This is a genomic window from Paraburkholderia sp. BCC1886 (genome assembly GCF_900996245.1).
GTDB lineage: Bacteria > Pseudomonadota > Gammaproteobacteria > Burkholderiales > Burkholderiaceae > Paraburkholderia.
Window position 1 is genome coordinate 252,140 of record NZ_CAAJGK010000074.1, and the last position, 12,454, is coordinate 264,593.

Consider the following 12,454-nt stretch of genomic DNA (forward strand, 5'->3'; position numbering starts at 1 on the left):
TACCTGCTATACCCCGTACTGTGAAATTTTGTATGAGAAAGACAACGTATTGACCCCGGATTTATGGATTGTCAGTACGAAAGTGCATATAATTTCCGGCCAAGCCGTAGGGAAGATTCTAGCTCGTCAAAAAAGAGCGTCTCCACCAGCGGCCCAGGTCGGTGTTGGAGCACATTACCGGTATTATTTTGCGCTGTTGCTTACCTTTAACCATAAAAGGACGTGATCATGAAGAAATCCCTCCTCGTAGCATCCCTGTTGGCAGCTGTGGCACTGGCTGCATGCAACAAGAGCAACGATCAGGCCGCTGCCCCGGCTAGCGACGCAGCTGCTGCTTCGGCACCGGCTGCTGCTGCTTCGGATTCGGCTGCTGCTGCTTCGGGTGCGGCTGCTGCTGCGAGCGACGCTGCTGCTTCGGCTACGACTGCTGCTTCGGACGCAGGCGCTGCTGCCTCGGACGCAAGCGCAAGCGCTGCTGCTCCGGCTTCGGGCGCAAGCCAGTAAGCTGTCGCATAGGGTTCGCCTCTGGGCGAATACTGCAAAAGGAAATCAAATCGTTAGAAACGATTTCTTGCTGCAGTAAGGCAAAACGCCACGGATTCACATCCGTGGCGTTTTGTCATTTTTGGCGCCGTATTTTTAATGCGGCATTAAAAACCCAAACTAGGTCATTTATTCATTTGCCGCTGTCGTGTTTTCTTCGAAAAACTCGCGGACCACTTCGATCTCGCGCGTGCGCTTGAACGGCGGCAGGCTTTGCCAGATCCGTCGACCATACGGCTTCTCGACCAGCCGCGCGTCGCAGATCATCAGCACGCCGCGATCGGTCTCGGCACGAATCAGGCGCCCTGCGCCCTGCTTCAACGTAATGACGGCCTGCGGCAATTGATGCACGGCAAACGGACTCAAGCCTTTCTTGGTGAGCGCATCGAGACGCGCGGACAACACCGGGTCGTCCGGCGGCGCAAACGGCAGCTTGTCGATCACGACTAGCGACAACGCATCGCCGCGCACATCCACGCCTTCCCAGAAACTCTGGCTGCCGACCAGAATCGCATTGCCGTAATGACGAAAGCGGTCGAGCAACTCGGTGCGGCTCGCATCGCCCTGCACGAGCAGCGGATAGTCCCAGCCGCGTGCCTCGATCGTGTCGCGCAGCTTGGCCGAGATACGATCGACCGCGCGCAACGTCGTGCACAACATGAACACGCCACCGCCCGACGCTTCGATCGCGGGCAAGGCCGCGTCGAACACCGCGTCGGTGAACGTCGGCGACGACGGCTGCGGCATATTGCGCGGCACGTACAACAGCCCTTGCACCGGATAATCGAAAGGACTCGGCAACGTCATCGAGCGTTTGGCGTTCAGTCCCATCTGCGCGGCGTAGTGCGTGAAATCGCCCCGCACCGACAGCGTCGCCGACGTGAACACCCACGCACGCGGCACGCCGGCGCGTTGCTTCGCAAAGATCGGAGCGACCGACAACGGTGTTTCGTGCAGTTGCACGGTGTGAGCGAAGACCTCGACCCAGCGCACCTTTTCGTTCGGATCAGCACGCTCGGGCTTGCCGTCCGCCGTGGCGGCCGCATTAGCCACATTAGCCGCAGCATTGCGCTCGTTGGCCGTGGGCGGCGTCGTCCAACCTGCGAGGACGCCCTGCAATTCGCGCGCGCGACGCAGACAGGCGCCGATCGACTCCGCGCGCTCCGCCTGACTGGCCAACGCGGAAGCCAACGCGTCGAGTTCCGTCTCCAGCGTTTCGAGCGCGGCGAATAGCGGATGATCGTCGGGTAACTGACCGATCGACAGGCGCACCGAGTCTTCCCGGAAAGCGAGCCGCACATCGCGCGCGGCACGTTCGAGCGTCGCGCCCAGCTTCACCCAGTCGACCGCTTCGCGCGCATGCCCCAGCCCTTCTGCCACGCAGTCGCGCGCGAGTTCGAGGAACTGCGCCGTCGACAGCGTCTCGCCGAAAAACAGCGTGGCCGTCTCGGGCAACTGATGCGCCTCGTCGAAGATGATGGTGTTGGCCGTCGGCAGCAATTCCGCCATGCCGGTATCGCGCAACATGATGTCGGCGAAAAACAGATGGTGATTCACCACCACGATATCGGCCTGCTGCGCCTCGCGACGCGCCTGCATCACGAAGCACTCCTTGTATTGCGGACACTCCTGACCCAGACAGTTATCGCGCGTCGAGGTGACCATCGACCACACGGCAGCCGTCTCCGGCACGCTTGCCAGTTCGGCCTTGTCGCCCGTGCGCGTGATCTTCGCAAACCGGATGATGTCCTGCAGATACGCCGTTTCCTGGCGCGATGGCAAGCGGCCGTTGTCGGCCGTGCGTTGCAGATAGTAGTGACACAGGTAGTTCGCGCGCCCTTTCAGCATGGCCACCGACACCGGCACCGCGAGCGCATCGCGCACCGTCGGAATGTCGCGCTGGAACAGCTGATCCTGCAAGTGCTTGGTGCCCGTGGAGACGATCACCTTGCCGCCCCACAACATGGCCGGCACCAGATACGCATAGGTCTTGCCGGTGCCCGTACCAGCCTCGACGATCAACGTGTTCTCGCTGCCGTCGAGACCGTCGGCGTCGGTCGCGACGTTTTCCTGAACGGCGGGCAGAGCGGAGACAGTCGAGTCGTTGGGCTGCGTGGCAAGACGGCGCGCCGGTCGTTTGCTCGCCTCGAACATCGCCTGCTCGGGCATTGCGCGACCCGACGCTTCCATGGCCGCCGCCACGGCACGCGACATTTCGATCTGCGAGGCGCGCGAGCGATAGCCGTCGATCTGACGCGCCAGCAAACCGTTCTCGGCGAAAATTTCGTCGAGCTCCGCGACACGCCGCGGATCGAGCGACGCGCTCAACGGCGAAGCCGTCTTGCGAACGACCGCGCTGTCGTCGCGCGAAGCGACGGGAGAGGAAGAATCGAGTGGTGAATTCAAGGCAAGCGTTTCCTGCAAAGTCCGGCTCGCGCGGCGCGCGCCCGGCGCCTGCCAGGCCGCGAACTCAGGCGCGTATGTCCGGTTCGAGCTGCAACTGCAGCAAGATGATGGTGTCCTTGACTTTGAGTTTGCGCTTTTTCAGGCGCTGTAACTCGAAGTCGTCGATGCCGGGCTCGTCCGACATTCGGTCGATCAGACGATCGAGTCCACTATGCTCCGATTCCAGTTGCAGAATCCGGTCGCGAAGTGTGTCCGCGTTGATGACATGATGCTGATCGCGCATGCTCGCCTCCTCTCGTCGGTGGCTGGGCAGCATAAGCTGCCTTCGCCTGAGGTTGCTGTCCGGCTTGAAACGCGTGACGGCCAATCCGATACTACCTGCGCCGCGGGCAGACTGCAGGGAAGCGCCGTGCTCCCCGGTTGCCCGCCGTGCGCGTGCAGGGGTTACTGCTGATCCGCCTGCTTCTTCTGTTCTTCGAGCTGTTGCTGCTGCTTCAGATCGTCTTGCCGCTTCTGCTCGGCCTTCTCGGCGGCCTGCTTCTGCCGCGCTTCGACGTCGGATTTATGCTGTGCCGCGTCGGTCTGCTTCTTCTCGAAACTCTGCTGCTTCTCGACGCGCTGCTGCGCTTTTTGCGCACCCTGTGCACGCGCTTCGTTCAGTTTCTGCTGGAAGTCGTCCTGCTTCTGATCGTAGGCCTTGGTGTTCGCCGCCGCCTGCGACGGGCTGATGCCGCGCTGCGCCTGATCCAGCGCATGCTGACGCTGCTTGTCCTGATAGCTCTGCGCATTGGCGCTGCGCTGCGGCGCTTCCGCGGCGCGCTGCGCCTGATCGATCTGATGCTGGCGCTGCTTGTCCTGGTAGGTCTGCGTATTACGCGCGTCGTCGGCGGCGCGCTGCGGTGCGCCGGCTTCGTCCTGAGCGCGTTTGATCGCGGCCTGCTGGTCGCGTTCGCGAGCCCGTTGCGCACGCTGCTCGCCGTCCAGCGCAAGTTGCTCCTTGCGGATATCGGCCTGCTCGGTGCGCATCTGGTCGCGTGCCTTACCCAGGCAGTGATTCACCAGGAATTTGCTGTAGCAGTCGTGCTGCGCGACGCCGTAGCGGTAGTTGTTGTCTTCGCTGCGTTGATCGAGCGTCTTTTGCCGCTCGTCGAAACTGTGGTCCAGCGCCGCTGCATTCGCCGGGTTTTGCGGATCGGGCGCGACTGTCGAATCCACCGACTGAGTCACCGGAACGGCCGAAGCCGGCGCGCTGGTCTGCGCTCCCGCCGGCCCCGACACGGCGAATCCTGCAAGCGCCGCAAGCACGATAGACGACGAACTCACACGAGAGACGAGGCAGCTGAGCAGGCGATTCGAAGACAAGGCAGGCAAGGTAGACAAGGAGGTGGGCAACGTCTTGGACGGTCAACGGAACATGCCCGAAATTCTATCACCCTGCGGTTGAGCCCTTTGGCATTTATGGCAAAATGCCCCGCTCCAGCCACCTGGCCGCCAGCCGCCACCGGCATCGCAGGCACCCAGGCAAACGCCGCCCGCTCGGGCACATCCGGATCGCGCGGCCTTCGGGTCCGCAGGAACATCAAGAGCTTATGACGGAAAACGTAGCACTCAAGATCGTACAGCGCATCGCCGCCGAACTGTCCGTCCAGCCGCGCCAGGTCGCGGCCGCGGTACAACTTCTCGACGAAGGAGCGACTGTTCCGTTCATCGCCCGCTACCGTAAGGAAGTGACCGACAATCTCGACGATACGCAACTGCGCAATCTCGAAGAGCGTCTGCTGTATCTGCGCGAACTGGAAGACCGGCGCGCCGCGATCGTCGCGAGCATCGACGAGCAGGGCAAGCTCACCGACGAATTGCGCAGCGCGATCGAAGCCGCGCAGAGCAAACAGGTGCTCGAAGACCTGTATCTCCCCTACAAGCCGAAGCGCCGCACGCGCGCGCAGATCGCCCGCGAAGCCGGCTTGCAGCCGCTCGCCGACGCGTTGCTGGCCAACCCGCTGCTCGATCCGCAAACCGAAGCCGCCGCCTACGTCGACGCCGAAAAAGGCGTGGCCGACGTGAAGGCCGCGCTCGACGGTGCACGCGACATCCTGTCCGAGCAGTTCGGCGAAACCGCCGACCTGCTGGGCAAGCTGCGCGAGTATCTGTTCAATCAGGGCGTGGTGTCGTCCAAAGTGGTGGAAGGCAAGGAAAACGCCGAAGAAGAAAAATTCCGCGATTACTACGACTACGCCGAGACCATCAGAACCGTACCGTCGCATCGCGCGCTGGCGCTGTTTCGCGGCCGCAATGCCGGCGTGCTGATGGTCAAGCTCGGCCTCGGCGAAGAACTCGACGCGCAGGTGCCGCATCCGGGCGAAGCGATGATCGCGCGCCACTTCGGCATCGCCAGTCAGAACCGCCCCGCCGACAAGTGGCTCTCCGACGCATGCCGCTGGTGCTGGCGCGTGAAGGTGCAGCCGCATATCGAAAACGAGTTGCTGACCAATCTGCGCGACGAAGCCGAACACGAAGCGATCCGCGTGTTCGCACGCAATCTGAAGGACCTGTTGCTGGCCGCGCCGGCGGGCCCGAAAGCGGTCATCGGTCTCGATCCCGGCATGCGTACCGGCGTGAAAGTCGCGGTGGTCGATCGCACGGGCAAGGTGCTCGCCACCGACGTGATCTATCCGCACGAACCGCGTCGCGACTGGGACGGCTCCATCGCGAAACTCGCGCGCATTTGCGCGCAGACGCAGGCCGAGTTGATCAGCATCGGCAACGGCACGGCCTCGCGCGAAACGGACAAGCTGGCGAGCGAGCTGATCGCGCGTCATCCGGAATTCAAGCTGCAGAAGATCGTGGTGTCCGAAGCCGGCGCGTCGGTGTATTCGGCGTCCGAACTGGCGGCGAAGGAATTCCCCGATATGGACGTGTCGTTGCGCGGCGCCGTGTCGATCGCGCGCCGTCTGCAGGACCCGCTCGCCGAACTCGTGAAGATCGAGCCGAAGGCGATCGGTGTCGGTCAGTATCAGCACGACGTCAATCAGCGCGAACTCGCCCGCTCGCTCGACGCGGTCGTCGAGGACTGTGTGAATGCGGTCGGCGTGGACGCGAACACGGCGTCGGTCGCGCTGCTCGCGCGCGTGTCGGGTCTGAATGCGACGCTCGCGCGCAATATCGTCGACTATCGCGATGCGAACGGTCCGTTCCCGTCGCGCGAGCATCTGCGCAAGGTGCCGCGACTGGGCGACAAGACCTTCGAACAGGCCGCCGGTTTTCTGCGTATCAACAACGGCGAGAATCCGCTGGACCGCTCGTCCGTGCACCCGGAAGCGTACCCGGTCGTCGAGCGCATGCTCGCGAAGATCAGCAAGCAGGTCGCCGAAGTGCTCGGCAATCGCGACGCGTTGCGCGGGTTGTCGCCGGCTGAATTCGTCGACGATCGCTTCGGGCTGCCCACCGTGCGCGATATTCTGCTCGAGCTCGAAAAACCGGGCCGCGATCCGCGTCCTGAGTTCAAGACGGCGACGTTCCGCGAAGGCGTCGAAAAGGTCAGCGACCTGACACCTGGCATGCTGCTCGAAGGCGTGGTCACGAACGTCGCGGCCTTCGGCGCGTTCATCGATATCGGCGTGCATCAGGACGGTCTGGTGCACGTGTCGGCAATGTCGACCAAGTTCATCAAGGACCCGCACGAAGTCGTGAAGGCCGGTCAGATCGTCAAGGTGAAGGTGCTCGAAGTCGACGTGAAGCGTCAGCGTATTGCGCTCACCATGCGGCTCGCCGACGAGGTCGGTGCAGCGGCCGCGCCGCGCAGCGGTGGCGGCGCCCAGCAGGATCGTGGCGGCTTCAATCGCGGCGGTGCGGGTGGTGGACGCGGTGCGTCGCCGCAGCGTTCGCGCGAGCCGGAAGCCGGCGGCGCGATGGCCGCGGCCTTTGCGAAGCTCAAGCAGAAATAAGGCGACCGCCCAGCAAAAAAGCCCACGCTGCAGTTAGCGTGGGCTTTTTTTCATCCATCGACATCTCGAACGTCAGATTTCGATCTTCGTCCCCAGTTCAACCACCCGATTGGCCGGAATACTGAAGAAGTCGGTCGGCTTCGCGGCGTTCTGGTGCATCCACGCGAACACGCGCTCACGCCACACCGACATGCCCGGCAATTGCGTCGGCACCACCGTCTCGCGCGCGAGGAAGAACGACGTGTCCATCAGCTCGAACGTCATGTCCTGCGTGCGGCCGACTTCGAGCAGTACGGCCTTCACGTCCGGCGTTTCGTTGAACCCGTACGCAGCCTTCACGAGATACAGACCACCGTCGATATTCTTGACCGTCACGCGCTCGGCGTCGTGCACGTATGGAATATCGCGTGTGACGAAGGTCAGGAAGATGGTGCGCTCGTGCAGCACCTTGTTGTGCTTCAGGTTGTGCAGCAAGCTCACCGGCACCAGCGAGTCGCTGCCCGTCAGATAGATGGCCGTGCCCGACACGCGATGCGGCGGATGCGCGAGCAGTCCTTGCAGGAACGGCATGAGCGGAATACCGTCGGCGGCCGTGCGTTCCTTGACGATCATCCGGCCTTTGAACCAGGTCATCAGCAGGAAGAACAGCAGCGCGCCGATACCGAGCGGCAGCCAGCCGCCCTCCGCCACCTTGAGCAGGTTCGCGCCGAAGAAACCTAAATCGACCGCCATGAAGACGCCGATGATGAGCGCGACCGCGAACTTGTTCCAGTTCCACACGTTGACCATCACCACGCAGGCGAGAATCGTCGTGATGACCATTGTGGCCGTCACCGCGATACCGTACGCGGCCGCGAGATTATCCGAACTCTTGAACGCGAGCACGATGCACAGGATGATGAACAGCAGCATCCAGTTGACGACCGGCACGTAGATCTGCCCGATCGCCAGTTCCGACGTGTGCAGGATTTTCATACGCGGCACGTAGCCGAGCTGGATGGCCTGACTCGTCAGCGAGTAAGCGCCGGAGATGACGGCTTGCGACGCGATCACGGTGGCCACGGTCGAGAGCACGACGAGCGGCAACAGCGCCCATGACGGAGCCAGCAGGAAGAACGGATTTTCGATGGCCTTCGGGTCGTGCATCAGCAACGCGCCCTGGCCGAAATAGTTGAGCACCAGCGAGGGCATGACGAGCACATACCACGCCATCCGGATCGGCTTCGCGCCGAAGTGGCCCATGTCGGCGTAGAGCGCTTCGGCGCCGGTCAGCACCAGCACGACCGAACCCAGCACCACGTAAGCCTGCAACACGTGCGCTGCCATGAAGCTGTACGCATAGTACGGATTCAACGCGCGGATCACGCCGGGCGACTGCACGATATGCCACAGTCCGAGCACGGCCAGCACCACGAACCACAGCACCATGATCGGTCCGAACAGCCGGCCGACCATCGCCGTGCCGTGCCGCTGGATCCAGAACAGCAGCACGAGGATCACCATGGTCAGCGGCAGCACCAGATGCGATAGATGGGGCGCGGCGATCTCCAGACCTTCGACCGCCGAGATCACCGAGATGGCCGGCGTGATGACCGCGTCGCCGTAGAACATGCAGGCGCCGAAAATACCGAGCATCACCAGTACGCCGGCCATTTTCGACTTCTCGTCGAGCGAGCGCAGCGCCAGCGCCATGAGCGCGAGCACACCGCCCTCGCCGTTGTTGTCCGCACGCATCACGAACAGCACGTACTTGACGCCCACCACGATCACGATCGCCCAGAACAGCAGCGAGATCACGCCGAGGATGGACTGATCGGTCAGGGGAATGCCATGCGACGGGCTGAAAGCCTCTTTGAGCGAGTACAACGGACTCGTACCGATATCGCCGAACACCACTCCGATTGCGGCGATCGCAAGGGAAGGCAGAGGCTGCTTGTGCTCGTGATTTTTATCTGTCATAGACGCGAGGAAATCCGTTCCCGGAGCGGAAAAAACGACCGCTATTCTAAACTGCCCGTCTAGCGCCGCCCGGCTTGTTGTGGATACACCACGTGGATGGTCCGCGCAGTGTAGCACTGCGATTTGGGCACGTCTGCTGCATGGCCCGAATGCATGATGCGCCGCGAAAAACGGACGAAAAAAAACGGAGCCTTATGGACTCCGTCTCTTCGTCTTCCATGCACTGCGCTGGCCGAACGCCACTACGCATGCCGTCAGGAGCGACATTACTGTCCCGACGATTCCTGCGCTTGCGCCGTACCGCGCTTGATCCACGCGCCGAGGTTATGCGGACGCACCGTGTCCCACTCCTCGAACGGCTGGTGAATCCACGGATTGGTCGGCAGGAACTGCACGTGATAGTCGGGCTTCACCTTCGAGCAGCCCTTGTACCAGAGCACCGCCGAGCGCACCGCCGTAATGGCCGGATAGCGCTCCTTCAAGTGCTGCTGCACGCGAGCGAGTGTCACGCCGGAATCGACCAGGTCGTCGACCAGCAACACGTTGCCTTGCAACTCGCCGCGCGTCATCGTGATGTATTGCGCGATGTCGAGCGCGCCCTGCTCCGTGCCGGCCGCTTCACGGTAGGAGCTGGTGGCGAGAATTGCCAGCGGCAGATCGTAAATGCGCGACAGCTGGTCGCCGACCCGCAGACCGCCGCGCGCGAGGCACAGGATCTTGTCGAACTTCCAGCCCGACTCGTGCACCTGCAACGCCAGCAGTTCGATGAGACGGTGATACTCGTCCCAGCCCACCCACAGGTTCTTGTCGTCGTTGCGCGGGTCTTTCATCGCAATCATGGGTACACCTTGCACCATGGCTTAAACCTTGAACGGATGACGCAGCAGGATGGTCTCGTCGCGATCCGGACCGGTGGACACCATGTCGATCGGAATGCCCGCCACTTCCTGCACGCGCGACAGATACGCACGCGCATTGGCCGGCAGCTTGTCCCATTCCTTGATGCCGACGGTGCTTTCCTTCCAGCCCGCGAAGGTCTCGTACACCGGCACGCAACGCGCCACTTCGGACGAACCGCGCGGCAGCAGATCGACCGCCTGGCCGTCGACCGTGTAACCCACGCACAGCTTCACTTCGTCGAGACCGTCGAGCACGTCCAGCTTGGTCATGCACAGACCCGACACGCCGTTGATCTGGATCGAGCGACGCAGCGCTGCCACGTCGAGCCAGCCGGTGCGACGCGGACGGCCGGTTACCGAGCCGAATTCCTTGCCGACGGTGGCCAGTTCGAGGCCGATGGCTTCCTGACGGGCGGCGTTGTCGGCGTCGTACAGTTCGCTCGGGAATGGGCCCGAACCGACGCGCGTGCAATACGCCTTCGTAATGCCGAGAATGTAGTTCAGCTTTTGCGGACCGACGCCCGCGCCCGCGGTGGCCGCACCGGCCACGCAGTTGCTCGACGTGACGAACGGGTACGTACCGTGGTCGATGTCGAGCAGCGTGCCTTGCGCGCCTTCGAACAGCAGGTTGCTGCCCGCGGCGTTCGCGTCGTACAGACGGCGCGACACGTCGGTGACCATCGGCTTCAGACGGTCGGCGTAGCTCAGCATCGTGTCGAGCGTTTGCTGGAAGTCGACTGCGGCGACGCCCAGGTATTGCGTGAGCACGAAGTTGTGATAGTCGAGGTTTTCACGCAGACGTTCGGCGAACACTTCCGGCTCGAACAGGTCCTGCACGCGCAGACCGCGACGCGCGACCTTGTCTTCGTAAGCCGGGCCGATACCGCGGCCGGTCGTACCGATCTTGCCCGCGCCACGGCGCGCTTCGCGGCCCTGGTCGATGGCGATGTGGTACGGGAGAATCAGGGTGGTGGCTTCGGAAATGAAGAGGCGATTCTGGACGTCGACTCCGGCGGCTTCGAGCTCGCCGATTTCCTTGAAGAGTGCTTCCGGCGACAACACGACGCCATTACCGATGTAGCACGCGACGCCGGGATGCATGATGCCCGACGGGATCAGACGCAAGATGGTTTTCTTGCCGCCGATGATAAGCGTGTGACCGGCGTTGTGACCGCCCTGGAAGCGAACGACGCCTTGGGCGTGGTCCGTCAGCCAGTCGACGATCTTGCCCTTGCCCTCATCACCCCATTGGGTCCCCACGACGACGACGTTACGCCCGGGGTTCACATTCACTGCGCTGGCAGACATGTTGTTTCGTAAGCTGGTTAAAAACGTATTCTACCTAGGTTCGCGAAAGCTTCCGAATTTTTACGTTTCCGCTCAACGGTATGCACGTCTTGATGGGACTAGGGAAATGAGCGCGGCAGTATGCCGCGCCGCGAGATGCTACTGAGTGCACAGCCGATTGCACAGCCGCCCGACTACGCGAAGCAAGCTGCTTCGACGTGCCGATGAAAGCGCAGCGTAGGCGTTCTTACGAACGCGATTCGACGACCCATGCACCGTTGCGCTCGACCAACACGCGGTCGAAGGCGAACTCGTCGAGATCGTGCTCGTGGCCAGGCAATGCCTGGATCACCACTTCGCCGGCATCGCGCAAGGCAGCGACGCTCACGCGCAATGCGTCGTCGTGCTGCCACGGTGCGAGGATCGCGCTGCTGCGCGCCTCGACCGGCGAAATGCGCGCGACTTCCCGCAAGTCGAGCGAGAAGCCCGTTGCCGCACGTGCACGGCCGTAAGCCTGGCCGACATGGTCGTAACGGCCGCCGCGCGCCACTGCATTCGGTACGCCGTCCACGTACGCCGAGAACATCACGCCGCTGTGATACGCATAGCCGCGCAGATCGGCGAGGTCGATCATCACTTCGGCGCCGTCCACCTGACTCGCGAGGAAGGCGAGATCGTCGAGCGCGCGCGCAATGGCGGGCGTGTTCGGCAGACGGGTGCGCGCTTCGTCGAGCACGCTCGCGTCGCCGTACAGCGACGGCAGCGCGCGTAACGCGTCGCGTGTGAGCGGCGTCAGCGCCGCCGTCAGTTCGACGAGACGCGGCACGTCCTTGCCCGCAAGCGCGTCGTACAGCGACTGCCCCAGTGCCGCAGCGGCCGGCTCGGCGTCGATCAGCGCAGCCAGCACGCCGGCGTGACACAGGTCGAGCCGCACTTTCGCGAGGCCGGCCAGACGCAACGCGTCGAGCATCAGTTGCTGGATTTCCAGGTCGGCTTCGAGCCCGGCATGGCCGTAGATTTCCGCGCCGATCTGAATCTGCTCGCGCGTCGCATGCAGTCCACGCGGACGCGTGTGCAGCACGTTGCCCGCATAGCAGAGGCGCGTGACGCCCTGGCGGTTCAGCAGGTGAGCATCGATACGCGCGACCTGCGGCGTGATGTCGGCGCGCAGACCGAGCGTGCGGCCGGAGAGCTGATCGACCAGCTTGAACGTGCGCAGGTTCAGATCGTGACCGCCGCCGGTGAGCAACGACTCGATGTACTCGAGCAGCGGCGGCATCACCATCTCGTATCCGTACGAACGGAAACGGTCCAGCAGACGACGGCGCAACTCTTCGATCTTGCGCGCTTCCGACGGCAGCACGTCGGCAATGTTCTCGGGGAGTAACCAGGTCGACATCGATACAGTCCTACGGC

The 12,454-nt window shown here is 63.0% G+C and carries 9 protein-coding genes; 2 read left to right on the forward strand and 7 right to left on the reverse strand.

Going from position 1 to position 12,454, the window contains the following annotated elements:
- Positions 1 to 228: 228 nt before the first annotated feature.
- The gene (locus FQ746_RS25675) at positions 229 to 504 is read left to right on the forward strand and encodes a hypothetical protein (protein WP_144112589.1); all 276 of its coding nucleotides are present in this window, start codon (positions 229 to 231) and stop codon (positions 502 to 504) included.
- 168 nt (positions 505 to 672) lie between these two features.
- Here the strand turns inward: FQ746_RS25675 and FQ746_RS25680 are convergent, their stop codons facing one another.
- The 3 genes from FQ746_RS25680 to FQ746_RS25690 all read right to left on the reverse strand — a co-directional run bounded on the left by FQ746_RS25680 (position 673) and on the right by FQ746_RS25690 (position 4,272).
- Complete coding sequence (locus FQ746_RS25680; protein WP_144112590.1) at positions 673 to 2,949, reverse strand: ATP-dependent DNA helicase; 2,277 nt, start codon at positions 2,947 to 2,949, stop codon at positions 673 to 675.
- Positions 2,950 to 3,013: 64 nt separating this feature from the next.
- The gene (locus tag FQ746_RS25685; RefSeq protein ID WP_144112591.1) at positions 3,014 to 3,232 is read right to left on the reverse strand and encodes a DUF465 domain-containing protein; all 219 of its coding nucleotides are present in this window, start codon (positions 3,230 to 3,232) and stop codon (positions 3,014 to 3,016) included.
- Positions 3,233 to 3,393: 161 nt separating this feature from the next.
- A complete protein-coding gene (locus FQ746_RS25690) occupies positions 3,394 to 4,272 on the reverse strand; it encodes a hypothetical protein (RefSeq protein ID WP_144112592.1) in 879 nt (292 codons plus the stop codon).
- Positions 4,273 to 4,538: 266 nt separating this feature from the next.
- Here FQ746_RS25690 and FQ746_RS25695 point away from each other — a divergent pair, with 266 nt between their 5' ends.
- Positions 4,539 to 6,893 (forward strand): Tex family protein, encoded by a 2,355-nt coding sequence (locus FQ746_RS25695; RefSeq protein ID WP_144112593.1) that lies wholly within the window; start codon positions 4,539 to 4,541, stop codon positions 6,891 to 6,893.
- 72 nt (positions 6,894 to 6,965) lie between these two features.
- Here FQ746_RS25695 and FQ746_RS25700 read toward each other — a convergent pair whose 3' ends face one another.
- The 4 genes from FQ746_RS25700 to FQ746_RS25715 all read right to left on the reverse strand — a co-directional run bounded on the left by FQ746_RS25700 (position 6,966) and on the right by FQ746_RS25715 (position 12,437).
- The gene (locus tag FQ746_RS25700) at positions 6,966 to 8,852 is read right to left on the reverse strand and encodes a potassium transporter Kup (RefSeq protein WP_144112594.1); all 1,887 of its coding nucleotides are present in this window, start codon (positions 8,850 to 8,852) and stop codon (positions 6,966 to 6,968) included.
- A gap of 266 nt (positions 8,853 to 9,118) precedes the next feature.
- Positions 9,119 to 9,709: a phosphoribosyltransferase gene (locus FQ746_RS25705; protein ID WP_144112595.1), complete on the reverse strand. Its 591-nt coding sequence runs from the start codon at positions 9,707 to 9,709 to the stop codon at positions 9,119 to 9,121.
- 3 nt (positions 9,710 to 9,712) lie between these two features.
- Entirely contained in the window at positions 9,713 to 11,059 is a 1,347-nt protein-coding gene (locus FQ746_RS25710; protein WP_144112596.1) for an adenylosuccinate synthase, read from the reverse strand.
- A 226-nt stretch (positions 11,060 to 11,285) separates the two neighbouring features.
- Positions 11,286 to 12,437 (reverse strand): ATP phosphoribosyltransferase regulatory subunit, encoded by a 1,152-nt coding sequence (locus FQ746_RS25715; protein WP_144112597.1) that lies wholly within the window; start codon positions 12,435 to 12,437, stop codon positions 11,286 to 11,288.
- Positions 12,438 to 12,454: the final 17 nt, after the last annotated feature.